Source organism: Klebsiella spallanzanii, from assembly GCF_902158555.1.
Classification (GTDB): domain Bacteria; phylum Pseudomonadota; class Gammaproteobacteria; order Enterobacterales; family Enterobacteriaceae; genus Klebsiella; species Klebsiella spallanzanii.
Map to the genome: position 1 here is coordinate 1 of NZ_CABGGS010000005.1, position 15,973 is coordinate 15,973.

Consider the following 15,973-nt stretch of genomic DNA (forward strand, 5'->3'; position numbering starts at 1 on the left):
GGTTCCGCCGGGGTCTCGGCGGTGCCGATGGCGGCCAGGGTGTCGAACAAGGTGGGCCTGGAGTCGGACGCGCAGAACTTCCTGCTGATGCACGCGATGGGCCCGAACGTGGCGGGGGTGATTGGCTCGGCGATAGCCGCCGGGGTGATGCTCAAGTACGTGCTGGCGATGTAAACCGGTACCTGTCCGGGCTACCGGATTGCATGGATCTGTAGCCCGGAGCTCCGGGGATACGTAAAACATCGTATTCCGACTGAATATCTTCCGAAATCAGCAAATCTGTGGGCCAATTCAGCGTCATTGGCCCCAAAAAAAGAGAAAATGACCTTTTGATGTCAATTCGCCCAATGTTTAGCCGAAAAATCACGCACTGGTTTGCCCGCCGTTCGTTCCAGAACCGCATCTTTCTGTTGATCCTGTTTACCTCAACAATCGTGATGCTCGCCATGTCATGGTATCTCACCAGTATCACGGAGGAGCGTCTGCACTATCAGGTCGGCCAGCGTGCGCTAATACAGGCGATGCAAATATCCGCGATGCCTGAGCTGGTCGAAGCGGTAGAAAAGCACGATCTGCTACGGATTAAAGCGCTAATCGACCCGATGCGATCGTTTTCCGACGCCACCTACATCACCGTCGGCGATGCAAAAGGCCAGCGTCTCTATCACGTTAATCCTGATGAAATCGGTAAATATATGGAGGGCGGCGACAGCGACGAAGCGCTGTATAACGCCAAAAGCTACGTTTCAGTGCGCAAAGGTTCTCTGGGGTCATCCTTGCGCGGTAAATCACCAATCCAGGACAGCACCGGAAAAGTGATCGGCATCGTATCGGTGGGATACACCATTGAACAGTTAGAAAACTGGCTCAGCCTACAGATTGGCTCGCTGATGATCCCGATGGCAATCATGCTGCTCCTGCTGCTCTACTGCGCCAGACGTTTCTCGATACACATTAAAAAGCAGATGCTAAATATGGAACCACAGCAGCTATCGCAGCTGCTTATCCAGCAAAGCGTCCTGTTTGAATCGGTCTTTGAGGGTCTGATTGCTATCGACTCTCATTACAAAATTACCGCCATTAATCAGACCGCGCGGCGGCTATTAAACCTGAGCCAGCCGGAGACTATCCTGATAGGTAAGAGCATCAGCAGCGTGATCTCTCAGGAGACATTTTTCTATGACGCACCGCAGACCAATAAAAAAGATGAAATCGTCACCTTTAACCAGATCAAAGTGATCGCCAGCCGGATGGCCGTCACGCTCAATAGTGAACCTCAGGGCTGGGTAATCAGTTTTCGCAGCAAAGATGATATCAATACGCTTAGCCTACAGCTCAGCCAGGTGCAGCAATATGCAGATAACCTACGTGCCGTACAGCATGAGCATCGCAATCTGATCTCTACCATTGCCGGTCTGCTGTTTTTAAAACGCTACGATGATGCGCTGGCGCTTATTCAGCAGCAGTCTGAAAGCCATCAGAAGGTGCTTGATTTTATCGCGCGTAATTTTAAAGTTAACCATCTTGCCGGACTACTGATTGGTAAATACTATCGCGCCAAAGAGCTCGGTTTAGAGCTGGTATTTGACCCCGCCTGTTACGTCGATGCTTTACCCTCATCACTTTCACACAATGAATGGATCTCGATCGTCGGGAATCTGCTGGATAACGCCTACAATGCCACCTTACGCCAGCCAACGGGATCAAGGCAGATTGAGTGCCTGATCAACAGCGAGGGGGGAGAAGTGATCGTTGAGATCGCCGATCAAGGATGCGGGATTGACGAACAGCTGCGCGATCGTATTTTTGAGCGCGGCGTGACCAGCAGCGACAGTGGCGATCACGGTATCGGATTATGGTTGGTTCGTAGCTACGTCGAGCAGGCAGGCGGCAATATCGTCGTCGATAACAACATCCCCTTTGGCACTATTTTTACTCTTTATATCCCCCTGACCCGAGATGAACATCATGGATAGCATCACAACCCTCATCGTTGAAGACGAACCTATGCTGGCGGAAATCCTGGTGGACACCATCAAGCAATTCCCCCAGTTTGAAGTCATTGGCATTGCGGATAAACTGGAAAGCGCAAAAAAACTGCTCCGTCTCTATCAGCCGCAGCTTATTCTGCTGGATAACTTCTTGCCCGATGGCAAGGGACTCGATCTGATCCGCCACGCGGTGAACACCGGTTATAAAGGCCGTATCATTTTTATCACCGCCGATAATCATATGGATACCATCAGCGAAGCCCTGCGAATGGGCGTTTTTGATTATCTGATTAAACCTGTCCATTATCAGCGGTTGCAGCATACGCTTGAGCGTTTTGCCCGTTATCGCAGCTCCCTGCGCTCCAGCGAGCAGGCAAACCAAACTCATGTCGATGCCCTTTTTAATATTCAGGCCAAAGAACATACCGAAGCCGCCAGCTCTCCGCTACGTGGTATCGATGAAAGTACTTTCAACCGCGTTCTGCAGCTATTTAGCGATCCGGAGATCGTTCACACCGCCGACTCCCTGGCTCGTATTCTTGGCAGTAGTAAAACTACCGCCCGCCGCTACCTGGAGCAAGGGGTGAAAAACGATTTTCTCGAGGCTGAAATCAGCTACGGTAAAGTCGGCAGACCGGAGCGGATTTATCACGGTAAAAATACTGAGCACGTTTAAGAATCGCGGAGATGCTTTGTTTACCGGGCATCTCCTTTTACCGCTTATTCCATTGTGTAGCTAACGATCATCTGGCCTTTTTTCATCTTTACCTGAGTAATGACGACTTTCCCCAACTCGGACAGGCTGGTAACGTGCGTGCCGCCGCAGGGATAGCTCAGCATGTCGCCGAAGCCGACCTTACGCAGGCCATCAGCAAAAGAGACCTGACGCGGTAAATTCTCCGCCTGCCAGGCCTCTACCTGCGCCAATAGTGCGCTGGCTTCGGGCAGTGACGCCTTCGCGCCTGCGGCGAAGGTGATACGCCCTTCTCCCGGCCAGTGATGCGCCTTGATCGGCTGCCAGCCAAAGCATTCACCGGCCTGACCAATCAAATGCCCGGCGGAATGTAGCCGAGCGTGCCGTTGCCTTACGGCGGTATCCACCCGAATGGTGACATCACCGCAAGGCAGCGGCTGTGAAACAATATGTACAATACTGTCGCCGCGCGCGGTAACGCCCTCTACGGGAATATCGTCGATCCAGCCGCGATCCGCCGGTTGCCCGCCGCCCTGCGGATGGAACAGCGTGCGATCAAGTTCAATGGCATAGCGGCCATCAGCTTCGCTCAGGCAGTTCACTACTCGCGCAGGGCATTCAGTGGCATCGCAGGTGTAATAAAGACGTTCAGTCATGGTTGTTCTCCTCTCTGTCAGGACAGTATATTGATATTCCTGGCAGCGATAATCCTGTCATATACCAATGCACTTATGCCCAGGAAGCACAAATGAATCTAAACCTACTGCCCGATCTCGCCCTGTTCGTGCAGATTGTCGAACAGGGCAGCTTTTCCGCCGTCGCCCGCATGACAGGGACCACACCCTCCGCCATCAGCCGCAGTGTTTCGCGCCTGGAGCGGGAGATGGGCAGCAAGCTGCTACATCGCACCACGCGTAAGCTGCGCCTCAGCGATACCGGTAATACGGTGTATGAACATGCGCTGGAGATGCTCGAGTCGGCGCGTCAGGCCATGGATGCCGCCGGCAGTACTCAGACGGTGGCCCAGGGAAAGCTCACGCTAAGCGTACCTAAAGCCGTGGGACGCTTTGTCATTCACCCGCTGATGCTGGAGTTTTTTAGCCGCTACCCGAAGATCGACGTCTGTCTGCGGCTTGAGGATCGCGTTCTTGATTTTATTGATGACGGTATCGACCTGGCGCTACGTATTACCCATACGCCCTCGCCGGGTCTGCACGGTAAGCCGCTGATGCCGGTCAGCCACGTTATCTGCGCAACGCCTGGCTACCTGGTGCAATATGGCAGACCGCGAACGCCGCAGGATCTGCGTGAACATAGCTGTATCAGCCTTGGCGAAACACCCGCCGATTCGCGCTGGAAGTTCCGCCGCGATGGCAAAACCGAGACGATTCAGACGCATGGTCGCTATGCTGCCAACCATACCGCCGTACGCCTTGATGCCGTAAAGCAGAATCTTGGGATCGGCAGCCTGCCGCTGTTTACCGCCCGTGAGGCGTTGGAATGCGGTGACATTGTGCAGGTCTTGCCGGAGTGGGAGTTTATTAGCAGCTATTCCGGCCAGCTCTGGCTGCTGTGGTCGGGCAATAAGCATATGCCCGCCAGAATGCGGGCGATGATTGATTATCTTAGCGAGAAGATGAGGCCGGCTTCAGACAGCATAGCCACAGCGCGACGATCAAAAACCACGGAATAATCAGGCACAGGGCAAACCACCAGCCGGAACGACCAATATCGTGCATCCTGCGACAGCCAACGGACAGCACAGGAACGATCATCACCAACAGCAGGATAAAACTGAGCGGCACGGCGTAAAAAATAAAAACGCCGTACTGATAATTATGTTGCGTCGCCAAAAACCAGGCCGCCAGCGGCAGCACCAGAATCAGCAGGTTGGTGATAAAAAAGGACCAGAACTCCTGCCTGCTGGCTACACCGCTAAAATGGAAACCTTTTTTCCAGCCATTAAGATACGCTTGTCCATAAGTCATAACCTACATCTCCCTGATGTTTATCTTTGATGGTTAAGGTGCCAGCGCTATCACCTCGGCCGCCCAGCGCTGGAATCCTTCGACGTCCAGCCCCAGCGCCACCTGCGCGTTTGCCGGTTGTCCAAGCTTGCCTTCAATATCGACCACCGTGGTGCCGGAGGTCCATGTCCCCTGGGTTTCAACCGTCACAAAGCATGGTTCGAGGGTGAAGAGCTGCGGTCGCACCAGCCAGGCAATCGCGCACAGGTCATGCATACGCAGGCCGCTGCTCATGCTGCCGCTGCGATAGTGGCTGAACAGTGCATGGAGCATTTTCCCGGTCTGATTAAGCGTGGGTAGCGTGGCAAGATACTCCGGAGCCAGCATCGCCTGATTGGTGACGTCCAGCCCGCACATGACGATTTCCAGCCCGCTGTTGAACACTTTAGCCGCCGCTTCCGGATCGATAGCGATATTGAATTCCGCATTCGGCGTAAAGTTACCGCGCCCGGCGGAGCCGCCCATAATCACCAGGCGACGAATATTAAAGCGGCATTCTGGGTACTGGGTCAGCAATAGCGCGATATTGGTTAACGGGCCAATCGCCACCAAAGTCATCGGCTCCGTCGCGTGCATTAGCGTATCGCGGATAGCCTGAAACGCCGGTTTTGCCAGCGGCTGGCGGTTATGTTCAACAAAATCGTAGCCTTCCATCCCGGACTCGCCGTGCACGGAGGCGGCATCGCGCAGCGGGCGAACCAGCGGCATTGATGCGCCCTGGGCCAGCGGGACATCGACGTTCCAGAAATGCAGCAGTTGCAGAGCGTTGCGGGTGGTTTTCTCCACCGACACATTGCCCGCCACCGTGGTCATCAACTGCAGATCCAGCTCGGGGGCGAACAGCGCCGCGGCAATCGCCGCCGCGTCATCAATGCCGGGATCGGTATCCAGAATGATCGGTAAGCGCATAGTTTCTCCATAAAAAATGCCAGACGTTAAGCCTGGCATCTTCTCATACTGCGGCGGAAAAGAACTTACTCTACTTCACGGACGTCTACACGCAGCTCTTTCGGTACTTCGAAAACAATGTTTTCTTCCCGGCCTTCCAGCGGCACCGCTTCGCCGCCGCCCAGCTCCTGCAGCCGCGAAATGACGTTCTGCACCAGAATATCCGGTGCCGATGCGCCCGCGGTCACGCCCACGCACTGCGCTTCTTTAACCCACGCTTCCTGAATATCGGACGCGTCGTCAATCAGATACGCTGCTTTCCCCATCCGCTGGGCCAGCTCGGCCAGACGGTTGGAGTTAGACGAGTTTTTCGACCCCACCACCAGCACGACATCCGCCTGCTCAGCCAGCGCGCGCACGGCTTCCTGACGGTTAGTGGTGGCGTAGCAGATATCGTCTTTACGCGGCCCGACGATTTTAGGGAAGCGCTCGCGCAGGGCGTCAATGACGTCAGAGGTATCATCAACGGAGAGCGTTGTCTGGGTCATAAACGACAGCTTAGCATCATTTTTCACGTCCAGCGTCCAGACATCATCCGGCGACTCCACCAGGTACATTCCGCCCTGCGGGTTGCTGTACTGGCCCATGGTACCCTCGACTTCCGGGTGACCGGCGTGGCCAATCAGAATCGACTCTTCACCACGACGACTGGCGCGGGCAACTTCCATATGCACTTTGGTCACCAGCGGGCAGGTGGCGTCAAAAACCGTCAGATCGCGGCTTTTCGCTTCGTTGCGTACTGCCTGAGAGACGCCGTGGGCGGAGAAAATCAGGATCGCGCCGTCCGGCACTTCGCTAATCTGCTCGATAAAAATAGCGCCGCGCTGGCGCAGGCTGTCCACAACATAGCGGTTGTGTACGACTTCATGACGCACGTAGATCGGCGCGCCGTAGAGCGTCAGCGCATTTTCAACAATGCTGATAGCGCGGTCAACGCCTGCGCAAAAGCCGCGCGGGTTAGCCAACAGAATCTGCATTTTACCCCTCCAGCGCCGGATCGATCTCCAGCACTTCAACATCAAAATGAACAGTACGCCCGGCCAGCGGGTGGTTGAAATCAACGGTGATTGAATCGCCGTTCACTTCGCGGATCACGCCGGGCATTTCGCTGCCATCCATTGCGGTAAAGAGCATAATCGCGCCGATTGAAGGCTCGCCCGCGTCGATAAATTCCCGGCGCGAGAAATATTGAATCAGGTCCGGGCTCGGTACGCCAAAGGCGGCGTCCGGCTCCAGCGAAAAAGTGGTTTTATCCCCCTCTTTCAGCCCCAGCAGGTGCTGCTCAAGACCTTCAGAAAGCGAGGTATCGCCCAGGCGGAAGAGCGCGGGTTTACCGTTATTGCGGGTTGACTCTGCGGTGGAGCCATCGTCGAGCTTTAGGGTGAAGTGCACCAGCACCGCACTGTTGCTTTGTACAGAGTTTGACATGCAGGTTTGCTCTTTTACATTGCCGCCGCTTGTTTGCCCGGTGGCGCTGCGCTTACCGGGCCTACAAAGGCCGATGTATACTGTAGGCCGGATAAGACGCTTTCGCGTCGCCATCCGGCAACTTTTTATGATGTTTTTTTATCACGGGAAGGCAAGAAGCCTTCCAGCACAATCAGCGCCGCGCCGATACAGATAGCGGTATCGGCCAGGTTGAAGGTGGCGAAGTGCCAGTCCCCGACGTAGAAATCGATCATATCGACGACAAACCCATGCCACAGCCTGTCGAATAAATTCCCCAGCGCGCCGCCAATAATCAGCGCATAGGCAATGTTATTCAGCTTTTGCGTCGCCTTAGAGCGATACATCAGCACCGCGAGGATCACGCAGATACCGATAGCGATACCTGCGAAGAACCAGCGCTGCCAGCCGCCGCTGTCGGCGAGGAAGCTAAAGGCCGCGCCGTAGTTGCGCGCATAATGCAGATTAAGCGATGGAAACAGCGATACCGTATCCCCCAGAGCGAAGTTCTGGAGGATCAGGAATTTACTGCCTAAATCGATAATCAGCACGGCGACGACGACCCACAGCCAGCGTAGCCCCGTTGAACAAATCGGTTTACTCATCAGGCAAATTTACGTTTTTCACCGTCACCGGCGATGTTGCTAACACAGCGTCCGCAGATATCCGCGTGTTCCGCCACCTTGCCGATATCCGTGGTGTAATGCCAGCAGCGCGGGCACTTGTCACCTTCGGCTTTGCTCAGCACGACTTTCAGGCCTTTCAGCAGCTCACTCTGCCAGGCGTCTGCCGGAGCCTGCGCATAATCGGCAACCTTCGCCCCGGAGGTCAACAGGACAAATCGCAATTCGTCGCCCAGAGCGTTCAGCTTCGCCGCGAGATCGGCATCGGCATACAGCGTGACCGCCGCTTCCAGAGAGCCCCCCACCAGCTTATCAGCACGCGCCTGTTCGATGACCTTGTTGACTTCGCCGCGCACTTTCAGCAGCTCGTCCCAGAAACCATCGTTCATCGCTTCGTCGGCGGCCAGACCGAACAGGCCGGTGTACCATTCACCGGTAAAGACGTATTTCTCACGGTCACCCGGCAGGTAACCCCAGATTTCGTCGGCGGTGAAGGACATGATCGGCGCCATCCAGCGTACCAGCGCTTCGGCAATATGATACAGCGCGGTCTGGCAGCTGCGACGTGCAATGCTGTCCGCTTTGGTGGTGTACTGACGGTCTTTGATGATATCGAGCCAGAACGAGCCCATTTCGATGGAACAGAAGCGCATCAAGCGCTGCACCACTTCGTGGAAATCGTAAGATTCGTAGGCTTTCAGGATATCTTCCTGCGCCGCTTGCGCGCAGCCTACTGCCCAGCGATCCAGCACGACCATCTCTTCCGGTTTCACCATATCTTTTACCGGATCGAAACCGTTGAGGTTCGCCAGCAGGAAGCGCGCGGTGTTACGGATACGGCGATAGCTGTCAGCGGCGCGTTTGAGGATCTCGTCGGAGACCGCCATTTCGCCAGTGTAGTCGGTAGAGGCTACCCACAGGCGCAGGATATCCGCACCCAGTTTGTTCATGACGTCCTGCGGGCTGACAGTATTGCCGATGGATTTGGACATCTTGCGGCCCTGACCATCAACGGTAAAGCCGTGGGTCAGTACCTGACGATACGGTGCTTTGCCCTTCATCGCGGTAGAGATCATCAGCGAGGACATAAACCAGCCGCGGTGCTGGTCAGAACCTTCCAGATACATATCGGCGGCGTGACCGGCAAATTCCGGACGCACGTCAACGACGGAAGAGTGGGTCGACCCGGAGTCAAACCACACGTCCAGGGTATCAGGTACTTTCTCGTAGCTATCCGCATCGGCACCGAGGATGTCGCGGGAATCGAGATCCCACCACGCCTGGATGCCGTCGACTTCTACGCGTTTAGCCACTTCTTCCATCAGCTCCAGCGTGCGTGGGTGCAGCTCTTGTGTCTCTTTATGCACGAACAGCGACATCGGTACGCCCCAGGTACGCTGGCGGGAGATACACCAGTCAGGACGGTTGGCGACCATCGATTCGATACGCGCCTGGCCCCAGTCAGGGATCCACTGCACGCCTTTGATCTCTTTAAGCGACTGCGCGCGCAGGCCTTTCTGATCCATGCTCACGAACCACTGCGGCGTGGCGCGGAAGATGATCGGCGACTTGTGACGCCAGCAGCACGGATAGCTGTGCTGCATTTTCTCAACGTGCAGCAGCGCGCCGCTGTCGCGCAGCATCTCAACGATGATGTCGTTGGCTTTGAAGACGTTGATGCCATCGAGAGACGGGTAAGTACCCGGCAGATAAGCACCGTCCGGGCCAACCGGGTTGGCGATTTCCAGACCGTATTTCTGGCTGATGGTGTAGTCGTCCGGACCGTGGCCGCCAGCGGTATGTACCGCGCCGGTACCGGCATCCAGAGTAACGTGGTCGCCAAGGATCGCCGGAACGTCGAAAGCAAGGAACGGGTGCTTAAAGCGCATCAGCTCCAGTTCTGCGCCGTTGACCACCGCCAGAATGGTGTAATCCGCAATACCGGTGCGTTTCATCACGCTTTCAACCAGATCTTTGGCGAGGATCAGCGCCTGACCGTCAACCTGCACCAGCGCATAGTCAAACTCCGGCGACAGGGAGATTGCACGGTTTGCCGGCAGGGTCCACGGGGTGGTGGTCCAGATAACCAGAGAAACCGGGCCGTTAACGTCGGCTACGCCAAATTTCGCCAGCACCGCCGCTTTATCCGTCGCGTGGAACGCCACGTCGATGGACGGGGAGGTTTTGTCGTAATACTCAACTTCCGCTTCCGCCAGCGCAGAACGGCAATCTACGCACCAGTGCACCGGCTTAGCGCCTTTATGCAGGTGGCCGTTGCCGATGATTTTACCCAGCGCGCGGATAATATTGGCTTCGGTTTTGAAGTCCATGGTCAGGTACGGGTGAGACCAGTCGCCCAATACGCCAAGGCGGATAAAGTCTTTACGCTGGCCGTCAATCTGTAGAGCGGCATATTCGCGGCACTTGGCGCGGAACTCGGCGGCGGTGAATTTCTCGCCCGGCTTACCGTATTCCTGTTCCACTTTCAGCTCGATCGGCAGACCGTGACAGTCCCAGCCCGGTACGTACGGAGAGTCATAACCCGTCAGCCCTTTGGACTTAACGATAATGTCTTTCAGAATCTTGTTAACCGAGTGACCAATATGAATGCTGCCATTCGCATAAGGAGGGCCATCATGCAGAATGAAGGTTTTTTTGCCTTTTTTGGCTGCACGAATGATGCCGTACAGGTCATCATCGGTCCAACGCGCCAGCATTCCCGGTTCACGCTTGGCGAGATCGCCGCGCATCGGGAACCCTGTTTCCGGCAAATTCAGGGTCGATTTATAGTCACTCATCAGATTCTCGGTTCCGTATTTCGGTTTGATAAACACCGTCAGGGTTATGCCTGCCCGGTTAGCCCAAAGAAGTCGCGGGCCGTTAACTCATCACGTGCGATTTGCGCTTTTAGCTCATCAAGCGACGCAAATCGCTGCTCGTTACGTATCTTTTTACGCAGTATTACATCTATATGGCGACCGTAGAGGTCCATTACAACATCCAGGAGATGGACTTCCAGCTGCTGACGCACGCCGGATACCGTTGGACGAGTACCAATGTTGGCGACGCCCATAAAAGGTTCGTCGCCAAGCCCTGTCACTTCTACCGCATAGACCCCTTTTACCGGGGAAACCTGACGACGCAGCGGTAAATTCGCCGTCGGGAAGCCTATTGTGCGCCCCAGCTCATCGCCATGGACCACGCGACCAGAGATAGTAAACGGATGCCCCAGCAGGGTCTCCGCCAGCGGCAGATCGTCATCAGCCAGCGCCTGGCGAACCGCCGTGCTGCTAATGCGCACCCCACCCTCACAGAATGTTTGGGTGCTGGTGACGTCAAAGCCGAATTCCACACCGGCCTTTTGTAATAACAAGAAATCCCCCTGGCGACCAGCGCCAAAGCGGAAATCATCGCCAACGGCGAGGAACTGGACGCCTAGCTGGCGGACCAGCAGCTCGCTGATAAAATCCTGGGCGGTCAATGCCGCAAAGCGCCGATCGAAGCGCACGCACAGTACGTAATCGACGCCGCTTTCAGCCAGATAGTTCAGTTTTTCACGCAGACGCGTTAAACGCGCCGGCGCTTTATCAGCGGCAAAAAGCTCAAGCGGTTGTGGCTCAAAAATCATTACCACCACCGGCAAACCACGCTGGCGACCTTCTGCGCGCAAACGCTGCAATAATGCCTGGTGCCCGCGATGCACGCCGTCAAAATTTCCAATGGTCAGCACGCACCCGTGCGGGGCCTGACTGAGATTATGTATGCCGCGTATCAGCTTCATGTCTGGCTCAAAACAGTGAAAATCGTCCGAGTATACCTTGTACAACTGGCGACGTTAACCAGCGATTGCACCTCTTCACCGAAAGATCCCGGTAATTCATTCACTCAGCGCAGGATTGCAGGAAAAACTCTCCGGCATCGTCGATTTTTATGGTTGAAAGGCTGTATTCGCCAGCAACAAGCTGATAGAATCTTGCGCCATCACTACGTAATGAAGCGTTGTTGGTTTAAGCGACGCTTATTTGCACAAATCCATTGACAAAAGAAGGCTAAACGGGCATTCTCCTCGGCCTTTGAATTGTCCATATAGAACACATTTGGGAGTTGGACCTTGGCTAATATCAAATCAGCTAAGAAGCGCGCCGTTCAGTCTGAAAAGGCCCGCAAGCACAACGCTAGCCGTCGCTCTATGATGCGTACTTTCATCAAGAAAGTATACGCAGCCATCGAAGCTGGCGACAAAGCTACTGCACTGAAAGCATTTAACGAAATGCAACCAATCGTGGACCGTCAGGCTGCTAAAGGTCTGATCCACAAAAACAAAGCTGCGCGTCATAAAGCAAACCTGACCGCTCAGATCAACAAACTGGCTTAATCGCCTGCTTGTTGTCGCTTTGTGAAAAAACCCGCGAAAGCGGGTTTTTTTATGTCTACTGCCCGACCGGTTGTTTCTTTGCCCCGCCTTTCATCCAGCCATCACCTTTCCCCGCTCCTCTAACGAGGTAAATGAAAGCTCTTATCTTTCATTGTTGATGAAAATGTGACCAGCATGGCAAATAGCAGAATAACTCACAGAAAAACGAAGAAACGCAATCCTGATGTAAGATTTAATAATTGATCGCCCCGCCATGGTTAACTATTTTTCATCTACGGTTTAATGACTTCATATTTATCTCAGGCCATATTTCATAAAGATTAAAAAATAAAAACACCCTATTGCTTAGAAAGTAAAAGCTGTTTTTCTGGGCGTATCGTTACAATGCAGGAGTTATCAGTATGAGTTCTGTAATTGAAGATACCCAGTCTTCCGGGTCAACATCATTGCCTTTACTACAGCGTATCAGCTACGGTTCTTTAGATGTGGCAGGAAATCTGCTGTACTGTTTTGGTTCGACGTACATATTATATTTCTATACCGACGTTGCGGGGATCAGCCTTGCGGTAGCAGGCGTCATCCTGCTACTGGCACGTATTGTCGACGGCATCGACGCCCCTATCTGGGGGATTATCATCGATAAAACGCGTTCCCGTTACGGGAAATGCCGCCCGTGGTTCCTGTGGCTGCCGCTACCTTTCGGCGTATTCAGCGCACTGTCATTTTGGTCCCCCGATATCAGCATGACGGGAAAAGCCATCTATGCGGCAATATCCTACATGATAGCCAGTATTTTATTTACCGGTCTCAATACACCGCTTAGTGCGATATTACCGTTAATGACCTTATCCCCCAAAGAGCGTCTGGTATTAAACTCATGGAGAATGACCGGAGGGCAAATTGGGGTTCTGTTAATGAATGCCACCGCGCTGCCGTTAGTGGCTTTTTTAGGTAAAGGAGATGACCACGCAGGGTTTATTTATACGGCAATTTTATTCGCCGTTATATCCTGCTCGCTCACTCTTTTCGCCTTTAAAAATATTCGCGAAATGGATGCAGATAAAATACAGCAAGAACCCAAATTGCCGATGAAAAAGAGCTTCGCGGCGATGAAAGGCAACTGGCCGTGGATACTGATGGTGCTGGCAAACCTGATCTTCTGGATTGCGTTACAGCAGCGCTCCACAACCATTGTCTACTATTTAACCTATAACCTCGAGCGTAAAGATCTGGTTCCGCTGATTAACAGCCTGGCGACCATTCAGATCCTGTTCATCATCGCTATCCCCTTCTTCAGCAAATATCTCTCCAAAACCTGGATTTGGATTAGCGGCCTGCTGGTCGCCACGCTGGGCGGCATCCTGATGTGGATGGCAGCGGATAACATTCCTTTACTCATTGCCGCCTGGGTACTCGGCAATATCGGTAGCGGTATCGCCTGCTCGATGCCGTTCGCCATGCTCGGCTTTGCCGTTGACTTTGGCGCATGGAAAACGGGCATTAAAGCAACCGGTATTCTGATCGCCTTCGGCAGCACCTTCTGTATCAAGATGGGCAGCGGTATTGGTACCGCCTTCGCCGCCTGGATAATGAACAGCTTCGGCTATGTGCCTAACCATGCCCAAAGCGCTGCCGGACTGGAAGGGATAACCTGGGCCTTCATCTGGGCGCCCGCTCTGCTCTTTGCACTCGCCGCGATCCCGCTGCTTTTCTTCCGTAAATATGAAGCCATGGAAGACAAGGTTCGCCACGATCTGGAAACCATCAACCACTAACGCTCTACCTTCACCACCTGAATATGGGAGGAACCACCATGCCATTTTTGCAACAAGACCCGCGTCGTCTGGTCTGGCAGCAAAACGATCGCTATTTATGGATAGAACCCTGGGGTGAGAACAGCCTGCGCGTACGCAGCGGCCGTCATCTACCGGTTATGAGAAATGAGGACTGGGCGCTGACGGAGCCGGTCGCAGAAAGCGCCTGCCACATTGTTTATGACCAAAAACAGGCCACGCTGACTAACGGCAAGATTATCGCAATTGTTAATCAGCAGGGACAAATCGCTTTTTATCGTCATCCGCATAAGTGTTTGCTCCAGGAGTTCTGGCGTTTGCGTGGGGAGATTGGCGAGGATGAATCATCCCATGGCCAGTACGTCAGCGCGCTTAATCTTGAAGGCCGTGAATTCCGCCCGATTCAGGGAGGGAAATACGCAATCAAAGCCCGCTTCGAGGCCGCTGAGGGCGAAAAAATCTACGGTATGGGCCAATATCAGCAGGCTAATCTGGATCTTAAAGGATGCGTGCTTGAGCTGGCCCAGCGCAACTCTCAGGCCTCAGTGCCGTTTATGATCTCCAGCCTCGGCTACGGCTTTTTGTGGAACAACCCTGCCGTTGGTCGCGCGACGTTCGCGCATAACGTCACCGAATGGGAAGCCCATGTCAGCGAACAGCTGGACTACTGGATCACCGCAGCAGATACCCCAGCTGAAATCAGTCAGGCGTATGCGCTCGCCACCGGTACGCCGCCGATGATGCCGGATTACGCCATGGGCTTCTGGCAATGCAAGTTACGCTATCGTACGCAAGAAGAGCTGTTAGAGGTCGCCCGCGAGTATAAGCAGCGCAACCTGCCCATCTCGGTGATCGTCATTGACTTCTTCCACTGGCCGAATCAGGGCGACTGGATGTTCGACCCGCGCGATTGGCCCGATCCTGATGCGATGATTGCCGAGCTGAAATCATTGGGTATCGAGCTGATGGTGTCCGTCTGGCCGACGGTGGATAACCGCACCGAGAGTTATCGGGAGATGCGCGAAAACGGCTGGCTGGTGCAAACGGAACGCGGATTGCCGATTAATATGGATTTCCTCGGTAATACCACCTTCTTTGATGCCACCCATCCAGGCGCCCGCGACTACGTCTGGGGCAAAGCTAAACGCAACTATTACGATAAAGGCGTGAAGCTCTTCTGGTTGGACGAAGCCGAGCCGGAATTCAGCGTTTACGACTACGACAACTATCGTTACCACGCCGGGCCGGTGCTGGAAGTCGGCAATATCTACCCGCGAATGTACGCTAAGACCTTCTTTGACGGTATGAAAGCGGATGGTGAGGATCAGGTTATCAACCTGCTGCGCTGCGCCTGGGCGGGCAGCCAACGCTACGGCGCGCTGGTTTGGTCAGGCGATATTCACTCTTCGTTTCGCTCGCTGCGCAATCAGTTTGCCGCCGGGCTGAATATGGGGATCGCGGGGATCCCATGGTGGACGACGGATATTGGCGGTTTTCACGGCGGCAATATTCACGATCCGCGTTTCCATGAGCTACTGATCCGCTGGTTCCAGTGGGGCGTATTTAGCCCGGTGATGCGTCTGCACGGTAACCGCGATCCGCAAATTCTTCCAGAGCAGCCGTACCGTGACGGTATTGCCCAGTGCCCCACAGGCGCGCCGAATGAAGTCTGGAGCTACGGCGAAGACGTGTGCGACGTATTGACGGGCTGCCTGATGCTACGCGAGAAGCTCAAGCCCTATATCAAAGCGCTGATGGCGGAAACCCATAAACGCAATACGCCGGTGATGCGCACCCTGTTTTTTGAATTCCCCGAGCAGGCAGCAAGCTGGGAGGTCGCCGACCAGTACTGTTTCGGCCCCGACCTGCTGGTTGCGCCCGTAATGCATGAAGGTATGCGCGAGCGCGACGTCTGGCTGCCGGAAGGCGAAAAATGGACCGATCTGGCGACCGGCGAAAGCTATCAAGGAGGCCAGACGCTGCGCTATGCCGCGCCGCTGAATAGAATTCCGGTATTTATTCGCGAAAGCGGGCAGTACCGGAATTTATTGAATCTGTAGTCTTGTTCCGGCTGCG

15 protein-coding genes are annotated in these 15,973 nt (G+C 54.5%); 7 read left to right on the top strand and 8 right to left on the bottom strand.

Features of this window, described 5'->3' with window-relative positions:
* The 3 genes from FN082_RS07400 to citB form a co-directional block, all read left to right on the top strand.
* Positions 1-174: sodium ion-translocating decarboxylase subunit beta (locus FN082_RS07400; RefSeq protein WP_139814631.1), on the top strand; the 174-nt coding region annotated here is incomplete at its 5' end.
* A gap of 173 nt (positions 175-347) precedes the next feature.
* A complete protein-coding gene (gene citA / locus FN082_RS07405; protein ID WP_142981427.1) occupies positions 348-1,976 on the top strand; it encodes a citrate sensor histidine kinase CitA in 1,629 nt (542 codons plus the stop codon).
* On the top strand, positions 1,969-2,667 hold the full coding sequence (gene citB, locus FN082_RS07410; protein ID WP_139536893.1) for a citrate response regulator transcription factor CitB: 699 nt from the start codon (positions 1,969-1,971) through the stop codon (positions 2,665-2,667). Before citA ends, citB begins: the two co-directional genes overlap by 8 nt.
* Before the next feature lie 44 nt (positions 2,668-2,711).
* Here the strand turns inward: citB and FN082_RS07415 are convergent, their stop codons facing one another.
* On the bottom strand, positions 2,712-3,341 hold the full coding sequence (locus tag FN082_RS07415; RefSeq protein WP_142462231.1) for an alanyl-tRNA editing protein: 630 nt from the start codon (positions 3,339-3,341) through the stop codon (positions 2,712-2,714).
* Between the two features lie 92 nt (positions 3,342-3,433).
* Between FN082_RS07415 and FN082_RS07420 the strand changes: the two genes are divergently transcribed.
* Positions 3,434-4,378 (top strand): LysR family transcriptional regulator, encoded by a 945-nt coding sequence (locus FN082_RS07420; RefSeq protein WP_142981368.1) that lies wholly within the window; start codon positions 3,434-3,436, stop codon positions 4,376-4,378.
* Here the strand turns inward: FN082_RS07420 and FN082_RS07425 are convergent.
* The 7 genes from FN082_RS07425 to ribF all read right to left on the bottom strand — a co-directional run bounded on the left by FN082_RS07425 (position 4,311) and on the right by ribF (position 11,510).
* Positions 4,311-4,673, bottom strand: coding sequence for a DUF805 domain-containing protein (locus FN082_RS07425; RefSeq protein ID WP_139536892.1), 363 nt, complete (start codon positions 4,671-4,673; stop codon positions 4,311-4,313). The two genes, FN082_RS07420 and FN082_RS07425, sit on opposite strands and share 68 nt — an antisense overlap.
* 33 nt (positions 4,674-4,706) lie before the next feature.
* Complete coding sequence (rihC, locus tag FN082_RS07430) at positions 4,707-5,621, bottom strand: ribonucleoside hydrolase RihC (RefSeq protein ID WP_142981369.1); 915 nt, start codon at positions 5,619-5,621, stop codon at positions 4,707-4,709.
* Between the two features lie 65 nt (positions 5,622-5,686).
* Complete coding sequence (ispH, locus tag FN082_RS07435) at positions 5,687-6,637, bottom strand: 4-hydroxy-3-methylbut-2-enyl diphosphate reductase (RefSeq protein WP_139536890.1); 951 nt, start codon at positions 6,635-6,637, stop codon at positions 5,687-5,689.
* Between the two features lies 1 nt (position 6,638).
* The gene (gene fkpB, locus FN082_RS07440; protein ID WP_139536889.1) at positions 6,639-7,088 is read right to left on the bottom strand and encodes an FKBP-type peptidyl-prolyl cis-trans isomerase; all 450 of its coding nucleotides are present in this window, start codon (positions 7,086-7,088) and stop codon (positions 6,639-6,641) included.
* Between the two features lie 125 nt (positions 7,089-7,213).
* Positions 7,214-7,711, bottom strand: coding sequence for a signal peptidase II (gene lspA / locus FN082_RS07445; protein WP_139536888.1), 498 nt, complete (start codon positions 7,709-7,711; stop codon positions 7,214-7,216).
* Positions 7,711-10,527 (bottom strand): isoleucine--tRNA ligase, encoded by a 2,817-nt coding sequence (ileS, locus tag FN082_RS07450; protein WP_142981370.1) that lies wholly within the window; start codon positions 10,525-10,527, stop codon positions 7,711-7,713. Before ileS ends, lspA begins: the two co-directional genes overlap by 1 nt.
* 44 nt (positions 10,528-10,571) lie before the next feature.
* On the bottom strand, positions 10,572-11,510 hold the full coding sequence (ribF, locus tag FN082_RS07455; RefSeq protein WP_112215044.1) for a bifunctional riboflavin kinase/FAD synthetase: 939 nt from the start codon (positions 11,508-11,510) through the stop codon (positions 10,572-10,574).
* A 330-nt stretch (positions 11,511-11,840) separates the two neighbouring features.
* Between ribF and rpsT the strand changes: the two genes are divergently transcribed.
* The 3 genes from rpsT (at position 11,841) to FN082_RS07475 (ending at position 15,957) form a co-directional block, all read left to right on the top strand.
* A complete protein-coding gene (gene rpsT, locus FN082_RS07465; protein WP_003018940.1) occupies positions 11,841-12,104 on the top strand; it encodes a 30S ribosomal protein S20 in 264 nt (87 codons plus the stop codon).
* A gap of 401 nt (positions 12,105-12,505) precedes the next feature.
* The gene (locus FN082_RS07470) at positions 12,506-13,879 is read left to right on the top strand and encodes an MFS transporter (protein ID WP_142462229.1); all 1,374 of its coding nucleotides are present in this window, start codon (positions 12,506-12,508) and stop codon (positions 13,877-13,879) included.
* A 38-nt stretch (positions 13,880-13,917) separates the two neighbouring features.
* On the top strand, positions 13,918-15,957 hold the full coding sequence (locus FN082_RS07475) for a glycoside hydrolase family 31 protein (protein WP_139536885.1): 2,040 nt from the start codon (positions 13,918-13,920) through the stop codon (positions 15,955-15,957).
* The last annotated feature ends 16 nt before the right edge of the window (positions 15,958-15,973 follow it).

Coding starts and splice junctions, on each gene's coding strand:
- lspA (WP_139536888.1), bottom strand. CDS start 7,711: ATGAGTAAACCGATTTGTTCAACGGGGCTACGCTGGCTGTGGGTCGTC.
- rihC (WP_142981369.1), bottom strand. CDS start 5,621: ATGCGCTTACCGATCATTCTGGATACCGATCCCGGCATTGATGACGCG.
- FN082_RS07475 (WP_139536885.1), top strand. CDS start 13,918: ATGCCATTTTTGCAACAAGACCCGCGTCGTCTGGTCTGGCAGCAAAAC.
- FN082_RS07470 (WP_142462229.1), top strand. CDS start 12,506: ATGAGTTCTGTAATTGAAGATACCCAGTCTTCCGGGTCAACATCATTG.
- FN082_RS07415 (WP_142462231.1), bottom strand. CDS start 3,341: ATGACTGAACGTCTTTATTACACCTGCGATGCCACTGAATGCCCTGCG.
- fkpB (WP_139536889.1), bottom strand. CDS start 7,088: ATGTCAAACTCTGTACAAAGCAACAGTGCGGTGCTGGTGCACTTCACC.
- citB (WP_139536893.1), top strand. CDS start 1,969: ATGGATAGCATCACAACCCTCATCGTTGAAGACGAACCTATGCTGGCG.
- ileS (WP_142981370.1), bottom strand. CDS start 10,527: ATGAGTGACTATAAATCGACCCTGAATTTGCCGGAAACAGGGTTCCCG.
- FN082_RS07420 (WP_142981368.1), top strand. CDS start 3,434: ATGAATCTAAACCTACTGCCCGATCTCGCCCTGTTCGTGCAGATTGTC.
- FN082_RS07425 (WP_139536892.1), bottom strand. CDS start 4,673: ATGACTTATGGACAAGCGTATCTTAATGGCTGGAAAAAAGGTTTCCAT.
- ispH (WP_139536890.1), bottom strand. CDS start 6,637: ATGCAGATTCTGTTGGCTAACCCGCGCGGCTTTTGCGCAGGCGTTGAC.
- ribF (WP_112215044.1), bottom strand. CDS start 11,510: ATGAAGCTGATACGCGGCATACATAATCTCAGTCAGGCCCCGCACGGG.
- citA (WP_142981427.1), top strand. CDS start 348: ATGTTTAGCCGAAAAATCACGCACTGGTTTGCCCGCCGTTCGTTCCAG.